This is a genomic window from Bacillus sp. JJ1533, from assembly GCF_036965045.1.
GTDB lineage: Bacteria > Bacillota > Bacilli > Bacillales > Bacillaceae_L > Ferdinandcohnia.
Map to the genome: position 1 here is coordinate 92,151 of NZ_JBALOV010000031.1, position 24,034 is coordinate 116,184.

Sequence of the window (24,034 nt, forward strand, 5' to 3'; positions counted from 1 at the left end):
TTTTTCAGTGAAATTTGGTGTTATTTAAAGTGTTAAAAGGTATGGGCACCGCCGAGGTATAGCCATACCTCCCAGTGAGAGCTGCTCCATCTCTTTCTTTTATGAATGCTCTTTTGAAGGTTCCACGATACCACTGCGTGTTCTGGGGAGGACACCGCTGATGTCTCTCGGTGAGGCAATAATGAAAATAAAAAAGTGGTGACCTTTTAATAGGCCACCACTTAACGTTAAGCGACGTACTCTTCTTTATTAATTTGAGTTGATTCTTTTTTCGCGTAATATTTTCCTTTTGTAACAATCGCAAGAATGATCGTTAGGATAGATGCAAGAACACTTGCAAAAAACGCGGCTGTACTTTGTAAAAAGGTTCCCATAAATCCTAGCGCAGCAACCGTACCAAGGGTGCTTGAAATTAATAATGCGCCAACGCCGACTGGATTCCATTTATATAAGTACTCTTGTTTAGCCTCATAGTAACCTGGGCTAAGCTTTAGTATTTTTTTAACGAATACGGCATCTGTCACTAATATAGATGCCCAAGATAATAGGAAGACTCCTTGGAAGGTCAAGACTGTACCAAGATGATTGACAATATTACCAAGCATTAAGAGGATGGCCGATACTCCGGTTACAACGACCCAAAAACGTCTTCCTGGTTTAAAATGAAAAACGTTTTCAAAAAAGTTCGATAGTGATAGTGAACCACTATAAATATTTGTAACGTTAATCCTAACTTGGGTAATCATTGTGAATAATGCTCCCCACATACCTAGAAGCGTAACGATGTACACACCAGGATTTGGTTCACCAAGACGAACACCGAACCAAATACCTAAGCCACCCATTACACCAAAACAGAAAATCTGCGGAACAAAGCCAATTGCAAATATTCCAATTTTCCTGTCTTTTGGTTTAAGAAAACGTGCATAGTCGGACGCAAGCAGGGGAGTTAATCCCATAATTCCGTGCTGCATACCAATACAAAGTAAAAGTGCAGTTCCTCCAACTTGAACATTTTCCGGCAGATAGGTCCAGAAACTTCCATCGTATAAAGACGGTGTCATAGCTGCGACAATAATCGCGGCAATTAAAAAGACGCCAAACAGTGGTAATGACCATTTTTGTAATTTGTCCAATTGTTTGATTCCAAACCAATTTAATGGAATGACGAGGGTACCAAAGAATAGAATTAAAGCCCATTCAGGAATAACGGGTAAGAATTCGTGGACTGCGGAAACTAGAATTAAACCTTCAAGTGCACAATACATGATGAAATTTGTGGCATAAATAATAGAGGTTAATGATGCGCCTATATAGCCGAAACCGCCACTCCTTGATAATAAATTTACGTTCATACCCGACTTTGCAGATAAGTACGCAATGAATGTTCCAAGAATACCGGCAACGATAATCGCATAGATAGCGGAAATAATAGCGTTAATAGCACCAAATTGAAGTGCCATCACACTGCCCATTTGAAAATAAAAAATAGCCGTTGCAATTCCGAATGTAATATTCGTTATACTTAACCAACTCATGTTTCTCTTGTTAAGTGGTACTCTATCCAAGGAATAATCATCACTTAATGTGTCGTTGCGATTTTGCTCCGATTGGATAACAGATCCCATCATATCAACTCCCTTATTATTTGTGAATGATTTCACAAGTTTGTTTCGTACAAAATAAATAGTAATGCACGGTTCGCTTAACCAATTGTAAGCATATCAGTAATAAAATAAAGTTTGCAAACGTGAAAAACTTGTTTATTTTGCCTTTAGACGTGATTAAAGGCTTTCTAGTAGACATAATCACTCATTATCTTAGGAATGGTACCAAATACCGAATTATGGAATAAGAATGGATGGAAATGTGAGTGTTATGTTGTTTTTTAGATTGTAAAGCAGGATACAGATTATAAAATTTTCGGATTTAGCAAGTAGAGGTTTACATATTATTAAAAAGTAGTATTCATAGAATTATTTTCAGAAAAATTTAAGTAAAGTCTTCTGAAAAGTGTGTTAAAATAGATAGAGTCGAAATAAGATTATCATAGACTGGATATCTTCTGGTCGAACTCTGCGGCGCTATCCTACTAGAAAGTAGTCGCGACACCATAGAGGATGGGAGGAAAAACTATGACTGCTGGTCTAATTATCATTTTACTACTCGTATTATTTTTACCATTCGTTGTAAAACCAATTGAACGAAACTTAGAGCCCTTTTTATTTGTTATGGGTTTTCTGGCAGCACTAGTAAGTGGTGTCTTTAATCTGGAATTGTTCGTTCATGCTTTGAAGGATCCTATTTTCATTACGCTTGCCGTACTTATCGCGGGCTTACTATTCAAATGGTTGAAGACACCAATTGAAGGGGCTATCTTAAAGGTAAGTCACAAAATGGACATTCGTCTATTCCTTGCAATCATTATTGTTGTTTTAGGATTATTATCAAGCGTGATTACGGCCATAATTGCTGCGATCGTGCTTGTGTCGGTTGTAAGTACTTTAAGTTTGGATCGCAGAACTGAGATTCGAACTGTTATTTTGGCTTGTTTTTCGATTGGGTTAGGTGCGGTCCTTACACCAGTTGGGGAACCTTTATCAACAATTACCACAAGCAAACTAAAAGAGGATTTCTTTTATCTGTTTGAATTGATAGGTGCTGAAGTAATTATTGCAGTAGTTTTGATAGGTGTTGTCGCATTCTTTGCATTAAAGCCTACTAAAGGTAGACGTGGCTTGGAAGGGGACAACCAGGCAGAAAGCTACTCTGAGATTATTGTTCGTTCATTTAAAATCTATCTATTTGTAATGGGTCTAACATTACTAGGAGCTGGTTATGAACCACTAGTAAATCAATATTTACTGCATTTACAGCCAGGTGCCTTGTACTGGATTAATATGATTTCAGCCGTGCTCGATAATGCTACACTTGCTGCAGCTGAAATAAGTCCATCCATGACTACGGAAACGATTCGCTTCTTGCTGCTAGGACTAATCATTAGTGGTGGAATGCTAATCCCGGGAAATATTCCAAACATCATTTCAGCTAACAAACTTGGAATCACTAGTAAAGAATGGGCAAAATTTGGTGTGCCATTTGGATTAGTTGTGATGGTCGTATTCTTTATTTATTTGCTAATTATGGGGTAGAGAATATAAAGGAAAGCCACTTGCTTTGACGTGAAGCAAGTGGTTTTTTTGTTTTTCAGAACACGTAGGTTTGGATGGGGAGGAAGAAGAGGCTGAATAGAGTCTGAACTAGAATATCGGAGTCCAAATGAGGGATAAGGGTGTCATTTGGACAGACCGGTAGTGAAATGACGGAACGTAGTCCAAATCCCGCTGTGAATCTGACAGAAAGATAGAGAAAAAGAAAAAAAGAGTCTAAAAATGATTTCCATTTTGCAGTATAGGGATAAAAAAGACAATATGGAAAGCTTAATTCAAAGTTCTCTTAACGACGATGGAAATACCCTGCCTTAAAATCTGCAGGGTATGTGAGATGCAATGTTTACTCCTATTATCTCTGTTTAAAGAAAGTATTTCTTGTATTGCCAACCGAAATGTATTTTTTCTTTAGGGCTCTTGAAAACGTCCGCTTACATAAATCTAACTGGCACCAATCAAATATTGCTTGGGTTGTTATTTTTTGATCAGGAAATAATAAATTAAATTCCTTCACGTTTCGTAAAATAGCTTGGTCTATTTTTTCCTGTTCACCACAGTTAGTACATAATAGCTCGCGATTTTTTATGATCACCCGAAATGATTTACAGTTCTTACAGTAGGATCCCTTTTTAAGTTGACCATACGTATAAGCCGGCAACTTTTCATAAGGGTTTTTTGGTTGGTGTAACTCCAGTAATTTTTTGGCTAGTTTCTTATGATCTTCATTTAATTGGGAAGATTCATTATCTAATTCCTTTAAAAACCGGTTTATTTGGGTTGGTAAAATGATAGGCTGATTAAGAGGTGCTTGGTATAATGTAAATTCTGGATTGATAAAAATAATGGATGCATCTATAAGGAAATTAAGATTGAGGCTTTGCAGTAGCTGGCGGAATAAAGAGGAGCATCTGTTTAATTGATTTAGGGGGTTTTTATATTCACGGCCAGTTGAAACAGAATAAAGATTGTCTGAGTTAAGGTAACAGTCTCCAAATTTTTAATATCCAAAAGATGAATAACGCTCTTTGAGATAATCAGGGTATCAATTTGGAAAAATGAATTGTTTACTTCTAGTAATAAGTCATTAATAATATACCTTTCCTCCTGAAGACTTTGTGATAAAGAGACAAATCTTAACTCTCCCTCATAGCCTCTTTCTAGGTTTTCATAGTAAAATCTTTCTTTTGTTGTTAACTCAGATCTTATATTTAATGATCTCAGCGTTAACAGTTCATTTGATTCCGTTCGTGTTTTAAGTATCATACTTCCACTTCCTTTCTATGTCTTATTGTAAAAGAAATTTGAATATATAAATGTGAAAAATATGTTAATTTTTTGTGTCCAATAGGACGTAAAAAAATATCCGGACTATATAAAACAGTCTAGATTTTCACTTTCCGAATTTGGTTATCCTAACCATAAGGAGTGTGAGCGATGTGAGTTCATTTTGTCCGATAATGTGGAATGAGGATCGGATTCCAGAGGACCAGAAGGACTGTAAAGAGTGCGGATTGTATCAACAAGGTTCACGAATGGTATGGGGTGAGGGAAACCCGAAGGCACCAATTATGATTATATTGGATAATCCGGGGGCGCGTGAAGATCGTGAAGGCAATGCAATGATTTGTGGGACAAGGCAGACTTTACAGAAAGCTGCCAATGAAGCTGGTATTGATAAAGAGCATTTGTACGTTACGTATATTTTAAAAAGAAGACCGGTAAAAGCCTATGATAAGGAAAATACAAGGAAAACGTGTATCCAGCATTTGTATGCACAATTGGAAGAACAAAAACCCAAGCTCATCTTATGTCTTGGAAATGTGGCGGTTCAGTCTTTTTTCGGAAATCCAGAGCTAGAGGTTAAAGGATTAAGAGGAAACTTTTATCAGATGAACGGCTATCAAACGACAGTTGCGTACCATCCACTTGCGGCTAGAAGAAGGCCAAATTTGTATCCTCTTCTTCTTGAAGATATGCAACTGGTAGCGTCGGAGCTTAGGAAGAAGATCTAGAAAAATGGATAAATCTGCTAAATAATCATTAGATCATTAAAACACCTCTTATAGTGGGAAGCCCTTTTAGAGGTGTTTTTAGTATGAGAAAAATTGTAGTGTTTCAATAGTAAAAATATTCAAGTAATTGGTAGGTAGAGTATTGCAATGGAGTTGGTTTCTGTTAAACTTATATAAAGAACGAAATAAGGAGGCTTATTTCTTTATTGAGCACAAATTAAAAAAGTGTTGTGATTGTAATTTGTTAAAAGCAAAATGAAGGCAAAACCTAATAGGGAAGGAGTGGATTTAAGTTTGCAGAAATTAATGAGAAGAACCCGTTCATTGTTGATTATGCTCATGGTCATGCTAGCATTTTCACCATTATCTGTACTTGCCGAAGGGGAAAATCCTACAATTAATTATGTTGCATTAGGGGATTCATTGGCAGAAGGAATGTTATCGGATAGTTCATTCGGAAGTGGATATGTAGGAATGATAAAGAGCGATCTTGAGACTAACGGATACCAGATAAACGTACATAATGCAGGTTATCGTGGTTTTAAGACAGAGAATGTACTTGCAGGGTTACCTATTTTAGAAATAGCAAATGCCGATATTATTACGATTAGTGCAGGTGCTAATGATATATTAGCTGTGGTTCAACCGGTACTTGGTTTACAGCAGGCGGCACAGGTAGCAACACAAGAATCGTTAATCGCAAAAAGTAGTGCGTCTGATGCGATTAACGCGGTAAGACTATCAGTAGATGAAGCTAAAACAGCTATTGTGAAGGTTGACGATGCTGTAACTTTAGCATCTGAGGAAATAAGCTTGCTTGGGCAATATCTAACACCTGAGCAATTGGCTAAAATAACTCCCGCGCTCGGTCTTATTCAAGAAGCAAAGGTTAGTATAACTAAAGCAGAAGAAAATGTAGATGGTGCAACGTTGGCTCTTGACACAAATGCCCAAGATGTCCTAGGGAACCTAGAGGCAGTTACAAGCCATCTAGGCATTGCAGCACAAAAATTAAACTCAGTAGTGGATGTAATTGGAATGATCGAGTCGTTAAATATTTCATTGGCTATTCCCAATATCCTAAACGTTAAAGCCAAGGCAAATGAAGCAATTACAGGAATGGACTCTGCGAATTCAAAAATTGAATCTACTAAACTAGCAGTAAATACGTATTTTGAAGCAAAGGCAAAAGCTGAAGCGGCACAACTTGCCGCAACAACAGCCATAGCAGAAGCAGTTGGAGTAAAAGTCCCGGAGGTTCTAAAGAATGTTGGCACGAATACAGCGCAAATACTGACTTCAATTAGAAAGGTAAACCCTACTGCAAAGATTTACGTCATGGGTTACTATAATGCCTTACCGTATTTACCTACTGAAGTACAAGAAAGCATGACAAAACCGATACTTGATAAATTAAATAAGGCAATCGAGTTAGCTACCACTCAATTAGGTGCGACATTCGTACCTGTTGCCGATTTGTTTGAAGGAAACCATCTAACGTATCTACCAAATCCGGGAAATATTCATCCTAGTGAAGCGGGGTATAGAGCTCTTGCTAGTGCATTCATGGCTCAAATAAATGTTGCATATCCTGTTGTTACCGAACCTTCTCCAATTGAACAAGAAATTGATTTAGGGGAAGAGACTCTTGTAAACTCAGATGAATTTATTAAAATTAAAGGAACGAATGTGACCTTATTATTACCAGATAACCTACCAGAAGGAACAACACTTTCTGTTACAACAACAAGTGAGGAGGTGCTTTCTAAAGCAAAAACAGGAGAATTAGAGCTTTTTGGGGCTGCTTTGAATTTCAAATTTAAATACCCAGAGGAATTTGAAGACTTTGTCGGCACGTTTAGGCTAACAATGGGTTATGACACCGACTCACCAGATAATGTTGCCATTTATCATTTTAATAAAGAGAGTGGCAAATGGGAAATTCAGCAAGGTGAAAAGAATAAGGAGTTAAAGACAATCAGCTTGGATGTAACACATTTTTCAAACTATGGTGTATTTGCCCAAGTTGATAAACCAGCACCTCCTGTTACTAAAGATCCTGTAGACGATCCAAAGGATGACGGTGGGACACCGCCTCCTGTTGCCAAAGATCCTTCAAAAGGACCAAAAGATAGTGGTAAAAAGGATACAAAAAAGGATACAAAGAAAAGTACATCAAAAGGTAAATTGCCAAAAACAGCAACAAATTATTACAATTTGCTTTTAGTTGGAACCTCTCTGTTATTATCGGGAGCTATGATTTTCGTCGTTTCAAAAAGAAGACGTTTAATACTAGAAAAATAATATAGTAATAGAATAAGGGAAGGATAGGGGGCTGCCCTTCCTTCTCTTATTTGTTATGTAAAGGATTTCTTCATTCAATTCCCCGTATATTTAAATGAGTAGATATGTGTTTTTGTTAACTCAATGGCCTCTTCAATAAACTCTTCCTGAGATTCCTTGAAACCATTTGTAATCCAATTTTGGATAAGCCCGTAAAAGCCAAATGCTGTGTAGCGTTTAAAATAGTCCATGTTGACTGGGATATTGTTTATCGTTTCAAAGATGAATTTCTCTTGATATATTTTCAAAATGGTTTGAGGGAAACTCGTGTGTAATCCCGGTAATGTGTCGTCATATTTTATGAGTTCAAAAAAATTACGATGCTCATCAATAAAAGAAACAATATTAAAAGACGGTTTGCTGATCTTTGCTGTTAGTACTTTTTGCCCGGGGGTATATGGCTTTCCTACAGAGTTCCATAATCCTGTCATCATGGAATCTAGTAAGTCCTCAGCTAAATCAATTTTATCCTGGTAGTGAACATAGAAAGTGCTGCGGTTATAGGAAGCCTTGTTCACAATATCCTTTACAGAAACGGAATGATAGCCTTTTTCTTTGATGAGATCAATGAGAGCGAGCTTTAGATGTTCTTTTGTTCGAATTCGACGTTTCGATAGGATATCGTTTTCACCATGCATGTAAAAAACCTCCCCAAAATAGACAGTTTTGTCAGAACTGTCTACCAGTTAGACATTTTGATTTTCTTTGATGATTGTTTATTATACCCAGAATAGTAGAATGAAATTGTGAACAAATGGTGACAATATCATTTGTGAAAACTAGTATCCTACACTAGGGTAATACTATATTCTATATTAAGGGGAGGACTTCATAATGGGTAAATTACAAGATAAAGTGGCAATCATCACTGGTGGAGCTTCTGGAATTGGAGCAGCAACAGCCCGTTTATTTGTTGAAGAAGGAGCTAAAGTTGTTCTAGTGGATTTAAACGAGGAAAAAGGAAAAGCTTTTGAGGCAGAATTGAAAGCGCTAAACGCAGAGGCTTTGTTTGTAAAAGCTAACATTACAAGTGAAGAAGAAGTTGCAAATATCTATAAACAAACAATTGAAGCATTCGGTAAAGTGGATGTTGTTTTCAATAATGCAGGAATCGGACGTGTTCAACCATCACATGAATTAGAATACTCTGAGTGGAGAAATACGGTTAACGTTGACTTAGACGGCGTTTTCTTAGTTGCACGTGAAGCAATCCGTGAATTCTTAAAAGCAGATGGCGGAGTAATTGTAAACACTGCTTCTATGTACGGTTGGGTTGGATCACCAGGTTCAGCAGCCTATAATGCAGCAAAAGGTGGCGTAGTGAACTTAACTCGTTCACTTGCACTTGAATATGCAGAACAAAACATTCGTGTGAATGCTTTATGCCCAGGATTCATTGATACTCCAATCATTCCTGAAGAAAGCAAAGAAGTATTGCGCAGTATGACTCCATTGAAGCGTCTTGGACAAGCAGAAGAAATGGCGAAAGCTGTTTTATTCCTTGCTAGTGACGATTCTTCATTCATGACAGGAAACAGCTTAATTGTTGACGGTGGATATACAGCACAATAAATTGTGAAAACAACACTATATACGTGAAAGGGCATCCAGTAAAATGGAAGCCCCTTTTTCCATTTATACAGTCTATTTTATCCGGTCCTTCGCTATTAAGATGAAGGTTGAGTTGATGTGATAGTAGAATTACCTCTTGCGTCAAATGCATCCTTGATTGCCTTCCGCAATTGACGTTCAACTTCCCACTGCTCGCCATTTACTGTTTTAGCAATTACTCGTAACACAACATCAGAAGTTCCAATCTCTTGAACACCAATGACATTTGGTCCTTCGACAATAGATGGATTATCAACAGCAACTTGGTCACAAGCTTCTTGCATCAGAATAATGGCTTGATCAATGTTCTCATCGTAAGAAATTTTTATATCAACAAGAGCACGCATATTTCCTCGAGAATGATTGCTGACACTTTTGATATCACGATTCGGAATATAATGTAAGGTTCCATCAAAACCACGGATTTGCGTAGTACGTAATCCTACAGATTCAACAATACCATTGATAGCTCCGAGGGTTACATAATCGTTCACATCAATTTGCTTTTCCAACAATAAGAAAAAGCCAGTTACAACATCACTAACTAGTCCTTGCGCTCCAAATCCAATTGCTAGTCCGACGACTCCAGCGCCAGCAATAAGACTTGCGACAGGGATATTAAAAATCCCAAAGATTGAAACCACTAACATGAAGATCAGCGCATACGAGAGGATGTTTTCCATTAACTTTTGGAGGGTATGGGCCCGTCCCAATGAAATATTTTGTTTATCCTGTAATCTTGTAAAAGTACGGTCAATGACCTTGTTCCCAATCTTTTTTACAATGACAAACGCTATAAGTATTCCAATTATTTTTAGGGCGATGATTCCTACTTTGATTAGCAGGGGCTCCCAATTAATAATGAGTAAATCAAACAAGCTATTATCATCCTTCCTCGTACTTATCTTTTTTCATAGTAAGAGGATACCACATTCCACTAATATGAAACATATTTTCTATATAAAAAAACCCCCTGTGCAACCACAGGGGAACGATTATTACTTTGTATAGTTATCAAAATAACCTTGGATATACACGAATGGTGTACCTTTATCTCCACTTCCGGACGTTAAGTCAGAAAGTGAACCGATTAGGTCAGTTAATCTTCTAGGTGTTGTACCTTGAGCTTCCATTTGACCAACCAAGTCACCCTCTTTGTTTGCGATAAACTCAGAGATTGCATTTTTAAGTTCTTCACCTTTTAAGTCTGCAAAATTGTTATCAGCAAGATATTTTAATTTTACTTCATTAGGTGTACCTTCAAGTCCGGCAGTATAAGCAGGGGAAACAACTGGGTCAGCAAGCTCCCAAATCTTTCCGACAGGGTCTTTAAATGCGCCGTCTCCGTATACCATTACCTCAACATTTTTACCGGTCTTTTCTTTAAGAAGTTCTTGGATTTGATCAACGATTGGTTGACAATTACGAGGGAAGAGCTTCACACTTTCCTCTGTCGCTTTGTTTGAACCAAGTAAACCATATTGTTCATTGTAGCCACTGCCATTTACTGATTCAGAAAGAATATTATCAAGGCTGTATACTTTTTCGCCGCCGTTTTCTTTTAAAATTTTCTTCGTGCGATTTCTTGTGTGAATATCACAAGTTAGAACGTTCTTAGTATAGTCTAAAATAGTTTTTGGATTGTTTGAGAAGATAACTTCACATTCAACCCCATATTCTTCGATTAATGATTTATAGTAATCGATATAATCTACACCAGTAAAAGGATGTTTATTGTGTCCAAAAAGGTCACGGAATTGTTGTTCAGTTAATACATCTGTCCATGGGTTTACTCCTTTTTCATCAAGAAGGTCAAGGTCCACTAAGTGGTTACCAACCTCATCTGAAGGATAGCTTAACATAAGGACAATTTTTTTCGCACCTTTCGCAATTCCACGAAGACAGATTGCAAAACGGTTACGACTTAGGATTGGGAAAATAACACCGATTGTGTCGTTACCAAATTTGGCCTCTACATCTTTTGCAATATCATTAATGGTCGCATAGTTTCCTTGAGCACGAGCGACAATGGATTCCGTTATTGTCACGATGTCTTTATCTTGTATAGCAAAGCCTTCAACTTCAGAAGCTGTTAATACAGTATCAACAACGATTTGCTCAATGCTGTCACCTTTATTGATAATTGGACCACGTAAACCCCTTACAACTGTTCCTACTACTCTTTCCAAAACAATCACTCCTACATGCTGATAAGATTAATGTAAATAGTATCCACTAGTACTATACATCTAATATGTGATATAAGTAAAATTAATATATCTAATAACAGGTATAAGGGTGAGTTATATGATAGGAAAATTAGATTTATATAATGTTTTTACTGTAGTTGCAAAGAATGGGAGTTTTTCAAAGGCAGCAAAGGACCTTTTTATGACACAGCCTGCAGTTAGTCAGTCGATGATGCAGCTGGAGCGGGAACTGGATATCCGGCTGTTTAATCGGACGCCAAAAGGGGTTACTTTGACAAATGAGGGAAAGTTGTTATTTGAATATGTTCATTCTGCGATGAATCTCCTCAATGTTGGGGAAGAAATGATTTTAGAATTTAAAAATTTAACAAAAGGCGAATTGAGAATTGGTGTGGGGGACACCATTTCGAAGTACTTTTTGCTGTCGTACTTAGAAATTTTTCACACAGAATACCCTAATATTAAGTTCAAAATTGAAAACGGGACAACCCATGAGCTTATTTCATTATTAAAGTTAGGAGAGGTTGATCTTGCGATTTGTAATTTCCCAGTGGATGATCCGACCTTAGCACAAATACCATGCATGGATATTCATGATGTCTTTGTTTGTGGAGATACTTACAAAAGACTCTTGCCGAAGGTGGTAAGCTTGACAGAATTAATTCAGCATCCATTAATTTTTCTTGAACCAAAGTCGGTTTCCCGAAAATATGTAGATGAGTTTTTGTTATCGAAAGGATTAAGGATTTCGCCAGAATTTGAGTTGGGCTCCCATGACTTACTCTTAGAGTTTGCAAAAATCAATCTAGGAATTGCCTGTGTCACAAAAGAGTTTTCACTGGAATATTTAGAGAAGGGCATCTTGCATGAAGTGCAACTAAAAGAAAGGATTCCTAATCGAAGCATTGGCATCTGTTATGTCAAAAACGTACCATTGTCACCTGCGTCCACGAAGTTCTTGGAGATTATTAGGAATCATGGGGACGGTTCTTCTGCCATTTGAACCGTCCGGGTACTCATTCGACATAGTAAATTTTCGAATTAGTAGCGTCATAGCAATAAAGTCTTCCACCATAAGCACAGCCCCCGTCAATGCCAATGATGTTATTTTTACCGAAAAACATTTCACTGCTTTGATGTAAATATTTTGTAGGGGTATGGCCAAATATCACAGTCTTTTCACCGGAATATCCATTATGAAATTCTTCTCGAATCCAGACGAGTAAATGGGGATCTGTTGTTTCTAAGGGTGTTTCCGGATGAACTCCTGCATGAACAAAAATATGTGAATCTGTTTCAAAGTAATAAGGAAGCTGTTTTAACATCTCCAAGTGCGGGCGGATTTCTTCGTTCATTTCCAGAAGATTTGGCATTTCCTCAGTCGTGTACCAATAGTTTGCATCATCTTTTTCAATGTAATAACCGTAGTTTTGCAGGGTTTTAATCCCGCCATTGTAAAACCATCTTTTGACGCTCATCGAATCAGCCCGAAAGGCTTCCATCATCATTTTTTCATGGTTACCAATTAACGCAATCGCTCCATTCTTGCATAATTGAATTACTTTTTCTAAAACGGCCCTTGATTGGAATCCGCGATCCACATAATCTCCTAGGAGTAAAAGCTGATCTTGCTCATGATTATATTGTACAAGCTCTAAAAGCCTCTCAAATTTATCTAAATCCCCATGAATATCACTTATCGCAAGCATTCGCTTCACACATGACACAACCTTTACCAACAACGATTTTTTATGTGCCTCTATTCTATCACATCCGCCTTCCTCACGAGGACGGCTAGTTGTATAATCCTTTTTAAAGAAAAAAATACTAAGGGTATTAATAGGAAAGAATGTGCTGTATATGAAATTAAAAAGTCCTTTAACTGTAGCGTTTGTTCTTTTTCTTTTTTCATTTATCGTGTTTGGCTTACTTGCGTATGTTGTTCATGGCCATGATATTCTTCGATTTGATAGCCGTGTAATCACGTTTGTCCAGGGGCTGGAGTCTGTGTGGCTAACTTTTCTAATGAAATTCTTATCGTTTATTGGGTCAGTTCCTGTGATAATCGTTTTATCAATTGTTATTCTGTTTTTCCTTTATAATGTATTAAAGCACCGTTATGAGTTAGTCTTGTTTATTGGAGTGATGGTCAGCTCACCCATTTTAAATTACTTGCTAAAAGGATTTTTTGTACGGGAAAGACCTGATTTCCACAGATTAGTCGAAATCTCGGGCTATAGCTTTCCAAGTGGACATGCGATGAATGCTTTTACGTTTTATGGGATTTTCACGTTCCTGTTGTGGCGTCATATTCGAGTAGGGTGGAGGAGGGCAGCTCTGGTTTTATTTAGTGCAATTATGATTGTTGGCATTGGAATGAGCCGTATCTATTTGGGAGTCCATTACCCAACCGATATAATTGGCGGCTATTTTGCGAGTGCGACATGGATAGGTTTTTCAATATGGAGTTTTCAATGGTTCAAAGATCGACGAGCACTTAAACATGCCAGTTTGAAAACAGGTTGAATTCTAGGAATGGACCAATACAACCATCCCTCGGTTGATTCTGTCGAATCTTAGGGAATTGTTTTTATTGAAAATGAAAGCGCTATCAACTATAATAAAATCAGGTGGATGACATGTGTGGTCATCATGGTATTTGGCGAAGGTGGGGCCGATACTGTAGTAGAGTAACACATTAATGAGAAACCATTTTAAAGTATTCTTTAAAAGAGACCTTTTAATTCGTAGTGAATTAAAAAGGTCTCTTTTCTTTTGGTTTATACATTTCAATAAAAGTCAGCCTCGCTGAGTTCCAGGTCATATTCCAATCGTTTTGGAGCGATGAATACCTCATAAAATTTATAGAAGATAAAATTGGTAAGTGAAGTTGAGAAGATTAATGTAAATAACTTAGCTGAACTAATTTTTATTTTAAAGTAATTTAGCTTTTCTAATAATGTAATGACTGGGTATGCAAATATTAAATCTGATACAAGATTGATAATTGTGTATGGGACAAATTTCCCGCGAGTTAGATTAAACACCCAAAAATTCGCGAATAAATAGGGACCTAAAATAAAGATTAGGGCATCACATACCATTTCCCGAACGCTGCCTTTTACCGTCCATAGTTTGTGTACCGTAAAATAGAAGATCTCAAACAATAGAACGCTCGTAGAAAATAAGGCAACAGGTAAATATGTAATGTACGATTTTTTAGGAAGGAACACTGCAGCAACCACCGAACATAAAACGATAAGGACTCTCAGTGAATTTTTCATCATGTAAAACAATCCTTTCGAACCAATTTTTTCTTAATTTGTTCTAAGTGAGTGATTCTTATGCCAAAAACTAAAGTACATCCATGAAAGCACCGGGACAAATGGAACCTTCACTAAAGACCTTCTAGTACAATGGAACTAAATTCCAATGCTTACATTTATTATAAATAATATTTTGATATAATTCTATTTTCTGAAAAGTGTTGCTTTTGGGTATTTTGTGTGATATATTAATGACTATCAAATTGAGATTTGTAAGCAAGTGAGTTTACTAGAATAATTTTTGTGCTCTAGATTTGCTATCAGGAGAACGATTATTTAAAAAATATCTAGGGTGTTTTAGGAGGAATAGATATGTCATCAAGAGATTCATTTAGCTACTTAGTAGCAGTAGGGTTTATGTTATTTGCATTATTCTTTGGTGCAGGGAATTTAATTTTTCCGGTACAATTAGGTCAGTTAGCTGGAGAAAATGTTTTTTCAGCGAATCTTGGCTTTCTTATAACTGGCGTAGGTTTACCCGTTCTGGGTATTTTGGCTTTAGCATTCTCTGGAAAGAGCGATTTGGAGTCACTAGCTGGTCGAGTTAATCCGCTTTATGCAGTGTTTTTTACTGTTGCACTTTATTTAACAATTGGTCCGTTATTTGCAATACCAAGAACAAATACGGTTTCTTATGAAATTGGAATTGCACCATTTGTTTCGAACCCAGCAAGTTCTATTCCATTAGTTATTTATACAATTATCTTTTTCGGATTAACTTTATACTTTTCACTGAAATCCAGTAAGATAGTAGATATCGTTGGAAAGATGTTAACACCGATATTATTAATCGTGATTGCGATTTTAATTATTGCGGCGTTTGTAAACCCAATTGGGGCGATTCAAGAACCAACAGAAACTTATATGACAAATAGCTTCTTCAAGGGATTCCAAGATGGCTATAATACAATGGATGCACTTGCAGCCTTTGTATTTGGAATTATTGTCATAAATATCATGAAGGAACGCGGCGCAAGAACGAAAAAAGAAATTATGATTTCAACAGGTAAAGTGGCATTAATTGCAGGTGTATTACTAGGTGCTATCTATTCTTCACTTGCATTTTTAGGAGCAACAAGTGTAGAGGGACTTGGAATTTTAGACAATGGCGGTGCTGTTTTAGCGGCTGCTTCTCAACATTTCTTCGGATGGTATGGGAAAGTCATTCTTGCAGTAATTGTAATCGCAGCATGTTTAACTACAAGTATTGGACTTATTACATCATGTGCTACTTATTTCACAAAATTAATTCCTGCTCTTTCTTATAAGAAGTGGGCTGTTATCTTTACATTGTTCAGTGCTGTTATTTCGAACTTTGGGTTAAACACGATTATTAGCTTTTCGATTCCAGTGTTAGTTTTACTTTATCCATTAGCAATGTGTTTAATGGTCTTAACTTTCTTGCATCCTCTCTTTAAAGGGCGTAAGGAAGTATACCAAGTAAGTATTTTAGTTACATTTATCTTAAGTGTGAATGATGGATTGAATGCGGCAGGTGTGAAAATTGCTGCTATTAATGACCTATTTACAGCGGTTCTTCCTCTTTATACTGTAGGGTTAGGGTGGATTGTCCCTGCGATTGTTGGTGGGGTAATCGGATTTTTAATTAGCGTTATCAAAAATGGCTCTCTAAGCGCAGAACCAATTGAAGAATAAGGTACGAACAAAACACGATGCGTAGTTATCAACCGCTCATCGTGTTTTTTGTATCTTATTGAAAATGCGGACATCCAAAACCCTCTATATAAAATCTTTTGACAATCTTTTAAGAAGTCAATATAGTTTAAGTAGATTGTAAAAGCAAAATATCTTTATGTATAAGGATTGTTACTGGTAAGGCAGGCAAAACCTAATTACATTTATTAAAATACACGAGATGTATTTAATTTATGTAACTGGTATTGTCTGTCTTTTTTTGTTTTTACTAGAATTAAATAATTTAAGAAAATTATTATATGGAGGATAAATAGGATGAAAAATAATAAAAAGTTTCCAAAAGGTTTTTTATGGGGTGGTGCAACAGCTGCTAATCAGCTAGAAGGTGGCTTTAATGAAGGTAATAAAGGTTTGAACTTAGCTGATGTTTTACCAGGAGGAAAAATCAGAAGTTCTTTAAGAATAGATCCTAATTTTGACTTTACCATTAACAATGATAAATATCATTATCCAAACCATGAAGCGATTGACCACTACCATCATTATAAAGAAGATATAGCTTTATTTGCAGAAATGGGATTCAAAGCATATCGTATGTCCATTGCTTGGTCTAGAATATTCCCGAATGGTGATGAATTAGAACCTAATGAAGACGGTTTAGTTTTCTATGAAAAAGTATTTGATGAATTACACAAGTATGGAATTGAACCAGTGGTAACTCTTTCCCATTATGAAATGCCACTCCATTTAATTAAAGAATATGGTGGTTGGAGAAGCCGTGAAGTCGTCACTTTCTTTGAAAGATATGCTAGTGCTGTTTTTAATCGCTATAAAAATAAAGTTAAATATTGGTTAACATTTAATGAAATTAATAGTGGATTAAGAATCCCTCTTTATGGACTTGGATTTATTAGAAAAACAGAAGAAGATAAATATCAACCAACATTTCAAGCATTTCATCATCAATTCCTTGCCAGTGCAATAGCTGTTAAACTTGGGCATGAAATCATTCCAGATTCTCAAATTGGTTGTATGATTCTTTATGCACCAGTATATGCTTACGACTGTAATCCTGAAAATGTGATGTTTGCTTTAGAAGAAAAACGTTTCTTTAATTATTTCTGTGGAGATGTTCAAGTAAAAGGTAAATATCCTAGATTTATTACTAAATATTTCAAAGAACATCATATTGAACTTGATATACAAGACGGAGACTTAGAATTGCTTAAAGAAGGAAAAGTAGATTTTATTTCACTAAGCTACTATATGTCACGTACTGATAAAAAGGATAATCATGATAAAGGTGAAGGAAATATGATTGGCGGGCTAAGAAATCCATTTCTTAAAGCCAGTGATTGGGGATGGGAAATTGACCCTACTGGTCTTCGTATTTCTCTAAATGAATTATATGACCGTTATGAAGTACCATTATTTATTGTAGAAAATGGACTAGGTGCTTATGACAAAATAGAAGAAGATGGATCGATTAACGATGAATACCGCATTGAATATCTAAGAGAACATATTAAAGCAATGGCTGATGCTATTGAAGATGGTGTAGAAATGATTGGATATACTTCCTGGGGGTGTATTGATCTTGTTAGCGCTGGAACTGGGGAAATGGCAAAAAGATATGGTTTTATTTATGTAGATAAACATGATGACGGAACCGGAACATTAGAGCGTAAGAAGAAAAAATCCTTTTACTGGTATCAAAATGTTATTAGAACAAATGGTGAAGAATTATAGGAAATTCCATAAAAAATTTCCCCCATTTTTCATTATAAAGTTGGGAAAATCAATTGATGGTAGGTTGGATTTGATTTTATGTCAAAACCAACTTTATTAAATTATTTAACTTTCTTTATGTAAGATTCATATAAAGATGGTAAAAGTCATGAATTTAATTGCATTAGATTTTGATGGGCCCACGCTAAACTCAAAAAAGGAAAAGGAAATTTAAGGGATATGGCTTCTCCTTTGTAAAAATTATATATCTTGTTATAATAGATACTAGGATTGTTACTGGTAAAGCAGGCAAAACCTAAGTAAGGTGTTTCTTTTGGAGAGACAGTTTATTTAGGTTTTTTACTTTTTATAAGAAAGAGGGATTTGGGATGAAACTGATTGCTTCTGATTTAGATGGGACTCTTTTAAACGAAAATAGCAAGGTAAGTAAGGCTAATGTACGCGCCATTCAAAAAGCGATGGAAAAAGGAGTAAAATTTGTTGTTGCAACTGGAAGATCCTATGATGCTGCAAATATGCCACTTCAGGAAGTTGGGATCACTTGTCCGATTATTACCTTAAACGGTGCGAGTTCATTTGATATAGACGGAAATGTTTTACGTGATATTCCAATGGATGCGTCAGTTTGTAAGAAGGTGTACATAGCATGTCATAACGGTGAAATGTATACTGAGTTTTTTACGAACAAGGGCTTATTTTCATTTGGAAGAGAAAGATTTATTGAGCGGATGACCAGATGGTGGAAAACAGTTAATCCTTATTTTACCGATGAGGAAATTAATCAAAAGATTGAGTTTCGTTTCCAAAATGAGAGTGTTCAGTTTGTTGAGGATTACGAGCAATTAGAGGCCATTGACGATCTGAAAATTTATAAACTGTTAAGCTTTGCGGAAGATGAGGAAGGGCATAAACAAGTATTTAATGAACTAAAAGATGAGGCCGGAGTGGTGATAACCTCCTCAGGATATTTAAATCTTGAATTTAACCATCCAGAGGCTAAAAAGGGCTTAGCGCTTAAGGAATTGGCAAAAAGTATGGGGATTGACATGAAGGATGTCATGTCATTAGGAGATAATTTAAACGATAAAAGTATGCTTGAAATGGCAGGACGTGGCGTTGCAATGAGGAATGCCGATGAAGAAATTTTAAATCTATGCAAATTTAAGACGAAAACAAACGAGGAAGATGGGGTTGCTTTTGCAATCGAAGAGATGTTGAGGGAGTATCACCTATAAAGCATTACCGTTGACAGGCTCAAATATTTTTGATATAAAAAGGGTAATCGTTTGCAAAGTTAAAAGGATTGTTACTGTTCGGCAGGCAAAACCTATGTTTGTGGTAGAATATCAACAATGGTATTCTTATGTACAAATATAGGTTTTTTTATTTGTTTGGCTAAGGGCGAGGTGGAAGCATGAAAATTGAAAAGGTTTTAAATAACAACGTTGTGATGTGTAGAAATGAATCAGACCAAGAAATTGTCGCAATGGGTAAGGGTTTAGCCTTTCAACGAAAATCTGGAGACATCATTGATGTTTCAAAAGTTGAGAAAACCTTTATACTACAAAAGCATGGAATTGTCGAAAAGCTTGCCAAATTGCTTGAAGACACATCAGAGCTTTATTTAAGTATATCCTCCAAAGTATTAGAATACGCAAAAACCCAGTTGCCAAATAAATTGGATGATTTTTTATATGTGGCCTTAACAGATCACCTAAGCTTTGCAATCAGTCGCCATAAGCAAGGAATACAGTTCAAAAATGCTTTATTATGGGAAATCCGAAAATATTACAAAAAAGAGTTTCAGGTCGCTTTAAAAGCACTGGATATCATAGAACAAGAAACAGGTATCAGGCTTGATGAGAATGAAGCAGCATCGATTGCGTTGCATTTGGTGAACGGTCAGGTCTCAGGGGATAATATGGCGGCAACGATTCAAATAACACAAATGGTGAATGATATTTTAAACATTGTTAAATACCATTTTAAAATGGAACTCGATGAAACCTCATTGAATTATGAACGGTTTTTAACACATCTGCGCTTTTTTGGAATGAGGTACATGCGTAATGAAAAATCGACGGATTTTATTGACGACTTTTTCCATGAGCAGATTAAGCTTAAGTACTCGGATGCTTACGCATGTACGCAAAAAGTGGCTACCTATTTGAATAAAGAGTTTGGCTGGGAGATTTCCAAGGAGGAAGAGATATATTTAACGGTGCATATTCATCGAGTCACAAATCGCCATTTGCTCAATCAAAAGATAGAGTAGAACTTTGTCGAAAAAAGAATTATTTTGTCTAAGAAAGCGTTGACAAGATAGAAATCAACATGCTATATTGAAATTGTAAAATTCATATCCTTCGAAGGAATGTTACCTTAATTGGGCATAACCTGAATCGATTTAAAAACACGTTAAGCGTGTATTTAAATTGGTTCAGGTTTTTTATTTGTAAAAATTCAAAAGAAAGCAGGGTCAACTATGAAATATGATCAATTGGCCAAAGACATTATTGAAAATGTCGGTGGAAAAGAAAATGTTAACAATGTTGTTCATTGTATCACTCGTTTACGTTTTAAGCTAAAAGATGAGGACAAAGCAAACACAGATGTATTAAAAAATATGGATGGCGTCGTCACTGTTATGAAAAGTGGTGGTCAATATCAGGTGGTAATTGGGAACCATGTACCTGATGTTTATAAGGATGTTGTTCGGGTTGGTGGATTTGATTCAGCACAACCAGTTGATGCAGATGAGGGTGATGGAGAAAAGCAAAACCTGTTCAATCGTTTTATCGATATTATTTCAAGTATATTCCAACCTGTTCTAAGCTTACTTGCCGCTACAGGTATTATCAAAGGTTTTAATTCTTTATTCCTTGCGTTAGGTTGGCTTGAAAACACCGATGGCACATATCTATTGTTAAATGCAATCGGAGATGGATTCTTCGTATTCTTACCAATATTCTTAGGATATACTGCGATGAAAAAATTTGGTGGGACACCTTTCCTAGGAATGGCAATAGCGACAGCGTTAGTTCATCCTAGTCTACCAGGAATTAAAGCCGGCGAAGCAATCATGACACTATTTAGTGGAACGATGTTTGAGTCGCCAGTACAAATTACCTTCTTAGGTATACCTGTCATTTTAATGAGCTACACATCTTCCGTTATTCCGATTATTTTAGCAACCTATTTTGCTGCGAAACTTGAGAAAGCATTCGCGAAAATTGTTCCTACAGTTTTGAAATCATTCGGAGTTCCGTTCCTTACATTAATTGTCATCGTACCATTAACATTTTTGATTATTGGTCCAGTTGCAACTTGGGCTGCAAATTCTATTGGTCAAGGTGCAACATTTATTTATGAAGCGGCTCCGATTGTTGCAGGTTTAGTGTTAGGTGGATTCTGGCAAGTGCTTGTTATCTTTGGAGTTCATTGGGGATTAATTCCAATCTATTATAATAACTTAGCTGTACATGGTTTCGATACATTTATTACAATGACAATTCCAGCTTCTTTTGCACAAATTGGTGCTGTATTAGGGGTACTGGTATTAACAAAAAATCAAAAATTGAAATCATTAAGTATTCCAGCGTTTATCTCAGGGATTTTTGGAGTCACAGAACCAGCCATTTATGGGGTTACATTACCACTTAAAAGACCATTCATCATGAGTTGTATCGCAGCTGGTGTTGGTGGAGCGGTCATTGCAGTAACAGGTTCAGCTCTTTATTCAGCTGGTCCACTTGGAATCTTTAAAATACCAACTTTCATTCATCCTGAACATGGGATTGATGCAGGTTTCTGGGGAATGATTCTTTCGTTAGTAGTAGCATTTGTTTTAGGTTTTGTCCTAACATTGTTTTTCGGTGGAGTAAATAAAAAAGGATCAACAGCAAATGAAACAACTGGCAAAAATGTTGGAACTGCTAAAGCAGAAGCAGCTGTAACATCTGAAACAAAGCCAGTAGCAGCTACTCAAAATACTCAAAATGAAACTGTATACAGTCCATTTAATGGTGCAGTTTTACCATTATCTGAAATACAGGATGCTGCTTTTGCATCTGGAGCACTTGGACAAGGTGTGGCAATCGAGCCTGCAGAAGGGAAATTATATGCGCCAATTTCAGGTACAGTAACTGCTCTATTCCCTACGAACCATGCGATCGGTATCACAAGTGAAGAAGGAGCAGAAATCCTGATTCACATTGGAATGGATACAGTTCAGCTTGAAGGCAAACACTTCTCATCAAAAGTTTCGCAGGGTAGCCGAGTTGAAAAAGGCCAGCTTTTAATTGAGTTCGAACCAGAGAAAATTAAAGAAGCAGGCTATATTGTGACAACACCTGTTGTCGTTACCAATTTTCGGCAGTTTGAAATGAAGATCTATTCAGGCCAACAAATGAAGGTTGGGGACGTTTTAATTGAATTGGAGAAAAAGGCATAAACAATGATTTCTAGAAAAGAAGGAAAGAATATATGACTTTCCTTCTTTTCTTACATTAACAATGGGAGGGATAAATGTGGAATTTAAAACATTAAAAGCATTCAATAAGGACTTCTTCTGGGGTGCTTCTACATCTGCTTATCAGGTTGAAGGTGCATGGAATGAGGATGGAAAGGGTCTATCTGTTATTGATGTTAAGAAAATCCCTGAAGGGACAACGGACTATAAAATCGCAAGTGACCATTACCACCGTTATAAAGAAGATGTTAAATTATTTGCGGAGATGGGGTTTAAAGCCTATCGTTTTTCGGTTGCATGGACACGGATTATTCCAAATGGTACAGGGGAAATCAATCAAAAGGGGATTCAATTTTATAGTGATTTAATTGATGAATTGCTTGCCAATGGAATTGAACCGATTGTAACTATGTATCATTTTGATTTACCCAATGCCTTACAAGAAAAAGGCGGATGGTCAAGACGTGAAGTAGTGGATGCATTTGAGAGATATGCGGAAGTTTTATTCAAAGAATATGGTGACCGGGTGAAGTACTGGCTAACCATTAACGAACAAAATATGATGATCTTACATGGTTCTGCATTAGGCACACTTGACCCAAATTTAGAAGACCCTCAGAAGGAACTATATCAACAAAACCATCATATGCTCCTTGCCCAAGCAAAGGCGATGGTTCTCTGTCATAAGATGCTTCCAAATGCAAAAGTTGGACCTGCCCCTAATATTTCGTATATTTATCCAGCAACATCAAAGCCAGGAGATATCCTAGCTGCGCAGAATTTTAATGCCATTCGAAACTGGCTGTACCTTGATATGGCTGTTTTTGGAAGATATAACAATATTGCATGGAGTTTTATGGAGGAAAACGGTTATACGCCAACTATTTTAGAAGGCGATATGGAAACCCTTCAAGCTGCTAAGCCAGATTTCATTGCGTTTAACTATTATACGTCCAAAACAGTTGCTGAAAGTAAGGGTAATGAAAATGCATACGGACACACAGGTGACCAAGAACTTGTGGTTGGAGAGCCGGGTGTTTATAAGGGATCTTCCAATCCGAATCTGGAAAAAACAGAATTTGGGTGGGAGATTGATCCAGAGGGATTCAGAGCCACACTTCGCGAAATCTATAGTCGATACCATCTACCGCTTATTATTACTGAAAACGGACTAGGAGCCTTTGATAGATTGGAAGAAGGCGATGTAATCAATGATTCATATCGAATTGATTATATAAGAAAGCATATCGAACAGATGAAATTGGCTGTTACGGATGGTGTTGATGTATTTGGTTACTGTCCGTGGTCTGCCATTGATTTAATAAGTACACATCAAGGGATTCAGAAACGCTATGGATTTATTTACGTTAATAGAGACGAAGATGACTTGAAGGATTTACGCAGAATTCGAAAACAAAGCTTTTTCTGGTATAAAGATGTAATCCAATCAAACGGAGAAAAATTATAAACAGCATATGGAAAGGTG

The 24,034-nt window shown here is 36.6% G+C and carries 19 protein-coding genes; 12 read left to right on the forward strand and 7 right to left on the reverse strand.

From position 1 onward, the window contains the following. Positions 1 to 227 precede the first annotated feature (227 nt). Complete coding sequence (locus tag V7138_RS16540) at positions 228 to 1,628, reverse strand: purine-cytosine permease family protein (protein WP_335399305.1); 1,401 nt, start codon at positions 1,626 to 1,628, stop codon at positions 228 to 230. A gap of 507 nt (positions 1,629 to 2,135) precedes the next feature. Here V7138_RS16540 and V7138_RS16545 point away from each other — a divergent pair. Next, positions 2,136 to 3,152 (forward strand): DUF1646 family protein, encoded by a 1,017-nt coding sequence (locus V7138_RS16545; protein WP_335399307.1) that lies wholly within the window; start codon positions 2,136 to 2,138, stop codon positions 3,150 to 3,152. Positions 3,153 to 4,091: 939 nt separating this feature from the next. On the opposite strand, the gene V7138_RS16550 is transcribed toward V7138_RS16545, so the two are convergent. Further along, positions 4,092 to 4,433, reverse strand: a complete 342-nt coding sequence (locus tag V7138_RS16550) for a nuclease-related domain-containing protein (RefSeq protein ID WP_335399309.1) — start codon at positions 4,431 to 4,433, stop codon at positions 4,092 to 4,094. A gap of 173 nt (positions 4,434 to 4,606) precedes the next feature. Between V7138_RS16550 and V7138_RS16555 the strand changes: the two genes are divergently transcribed. Together V7138_RS16555 and V7138_RS16560 are read left to right on the forward strand one after the other, a co-directional pair. After that, on the forward strand, positions 4,607 to 5,182 hold the full coding sequence (locus tag V7138_RS16555; protein WP_335399311.1) for a uracil-DNA glycosylase: 576 nt from the start codon (positions 4,607 to 4,609) through the stop codon (positions 5,180 to 5,182). A 294-nt stretch (positions 5,183 to 5,476) separates the two neighbouring features. Further along, positions 5,477 to 7,486 carry an SGNH/GDSL hydrolase family protein gene (locus V7138_RS16560; RefSeq protein ID WP_335399313.1) on the forward strand — a complete coding sequence of 670 codons (2,010 nt, stop codon included), beginning with the start codon at positions 5,477 to 5,479 and terminating at the stop codon, positions 7,484 to 7,486. Positions 7,487 to 7,560: 74 nt separating this feature from the next. Here V7138_RS16560 and V7138_RS16565 read toward each other — a convergent pair whose 3' ends face one another. Next, positions 7,561 to 8,163 carry a TetR/AcrR family transcriptional regulator gene (locus V7138_RS16565; protein ID WP_335399315.1) on the reverse strand — a complete coding sequence of 201 codons (603 nt, stop codon included), beginning with the start codon at positions 8,161 to 8,163 and terminating at the stop codon, positions 7,561 to 7,563. Positions 8,164 to 8,359: 196 nt separating this feature from the next. Between V7138_RS16565 and V7138_RS16570 the strand changes: the two genes are divergently transcribed. Then, positions 8,360 to 9,097 (forward strand): SDR family NAD(P)-dependent oxidoreductase, encoded by a 738-nt coding sequence (locus V7138_RS16570; RefSeq protein ID WP_335399317.1) that lies wholly within the window; start codon positions 8,360 to 8,362, stop codon positions 9,095 to 9,097. 95 nt (positions 9,098 to 9,192) lie between these two features. Here the strand turns inward: V7138_RS16570 and V7138_RS16575 are convergent, their stop codons facing one another. Together V7138_RS16575 and V7138_RS16580 are read right to left on the reverse strand one after the other, a co-directional pair. After that, complete coding sequence (locus V7138_RS16575) at positions 9,193 to 10,014, reverse strand: mechanosensitive ion channel family protein (protein WP_335399319.1); 822 nt, start codon at positions 10,012 to 10,014, stop codon at positions 9,193 to 9,195. 120 nt (positions 10,015 to 10,134) lie between these two features. Continuing rightward, positions 10,135 to 11,325 (reverse strand): coenzyme F420-0:L-glutamate ligase, encoded by a 1,191-nt coding sequence (locus tag V7138_RS16580; RefSeq protein WP_335399321.1) that lies wholly within the window; start codon positions 11,323 to 11,325, stop codon positions 10,135 to 10,137. A gap of 118 nt (positions 11,326 to 11,443) precedes the next feature. Here V7138_RS16580 and V7138_RS16585 point away from each other — a divergent pair, with 118 nt between their 5' ends. Next, on the forward strand, positions 11,444 to 12,349 hold the full coding sequence (locus tag V7138_RS16585; RefSeq protein WP_335399323.1) for a LysR family transcriptional regulator: 906 nt from the start codon (positions 11,444 to 11,446) through the stop codon (positions 12,347 to 12,349). Between the two features lie 13 nt (positions 12,350 to 12,362). Here the strand turns inward: V7138_RS16585 and V7138_RS16590 are convergent, their stop codons facing one another. Beyond that, a complete protein-coding gene (locus tag V7138_RS16590) occupies positions 12,363 to 13,064 on the reverse strand; it encodes a metallophosphoesterase family protein (RefSeq protein WP_335399325.1) in 702 nt (233 codons plus the stop codon). A 142-nt stretch (positions 13,065 to 13,206) separates the two neighbouring features. Between V7138_RS16590 and V7138_RS16595 the strand changes: the two genes are divergently transcribed. Next, the gene (locus V7138_RS16595) at positions 13,207 to 13,872 is read left to right on the forward strand and encodes a phosphatase PAP2 family protein (RefSeq protein ID WP_335399327.1); all 666 of its coding nucleotides are present in this window, start codon (positions 13,207 to 13,209) and stop codon (positions 13,870 to 13,872) included. 263 nt (positions 13,873 to 14,135) lie between these two features. Here V7138_RS16595 and V7138_RS16600 read toward each other — a convergent pair whose 3' ends face one another. Further along, the gene (locus tag V7138_RS16600) at positions 14,136 to 14,633 is read right to left on the reverse strand and encodes a hypothetical protein (RefSeq protein ID WP_335399329.1); all 498 of its coding nucleotides are present in this window, start codon (positions 14,631 to 14,633) and stop codon (positions 14,136 to 14,138) included. Between the two features lie 351 nt (positions 14,634 to 14,984). On the opposite strand from V7138_RS16600, the gene brnQ reads away from it, so the two are divergent. The 6 genes from brnQ to V7138_RS16630 all read left to right on the forward strand — a co-directional run bounded on the left by brnQ (position 14,985) and on the right by V7138_RS16630 (position 24,016). Beyond that, complete coding sequence (brnQ, locus tag V7138_RS16605) at positions 14,985 to 16,328, forward strand: branched-chain amino acid transport system II carrier protein (protein ID WP_335399331.1); 1,344 nt, start codon at positions 14,985 to 14,987, stop codon at positions 16,326 to 16,328. Between the two features lie 315 nt (positions 16,329 to 16,643). Further along, positions 16,644 to 18,077 (forward strand): glycoside hydrolase family 1 protein, encoded by a 1,434-nt coding sequence (locus V7138_RS16610; protein ID WP_335399333.1) that lies wholly within the window; start codon positions 16,644 to 16,646, stop codon positions 18,075 to 18,077. Between the two features lie 368 nt (positions 18,078 to 18,445). Continuing rightward, entirely contained in the window at positions 18,446 to 19,312 is an 867-nt protein-coding gene (locus tag V7138_RS16615; protein ID WP_335399335.1) for a Cof-type HAD-IIB family hydrolase, read from the forward strand. Between the two features lie 179 nt (positions 19,313 to 19,491). After that, the gene (gene licT, locus V7138_RS16620) at positions 19,492 to 20,352 is read left to right on the forward strand and encodes a BglG family transcription antiterminator LicT (protein ID WP_335399337.1); all 861 of its coding nucleotides are present in this window, start codon (positions 19,492 to 19,494) and stop codon (positions 20,350 to 20,352) included. Positions 20,353 to 20,562: 210 nt separating this feature from the next. Then, the gene (locus V7138_RS16625; protein ID WP_335399339.1) at positions 20,563 to 22,530 is read left to right on the forward strand and encodes a beta-glucoside-specific PTS transporter subunit IIABC; all 1,968 of its coding nucleotides are present in this window, start codon (positions 20,563 to 20,565) and stop codon (positions 22,528 to 22,530) included. A gap of 76 nt (positions 22,531 to 22,606) precedes the next feature. After that, positions 22,607 to 24,016 (forward strand): glycoside hydrolase family 1 protein, encoded by a 1,410-nt coding sequence (locus tag V7138_RS16630; protein WP_335399341.1) that lies wholly within the window; start codon positions 22,607 to 22,609, stop codon positions 24,014 to 24,016. The last annotated feature ends 18 nt before the right edge of the window (positions 24,017 to 24,034 follow it).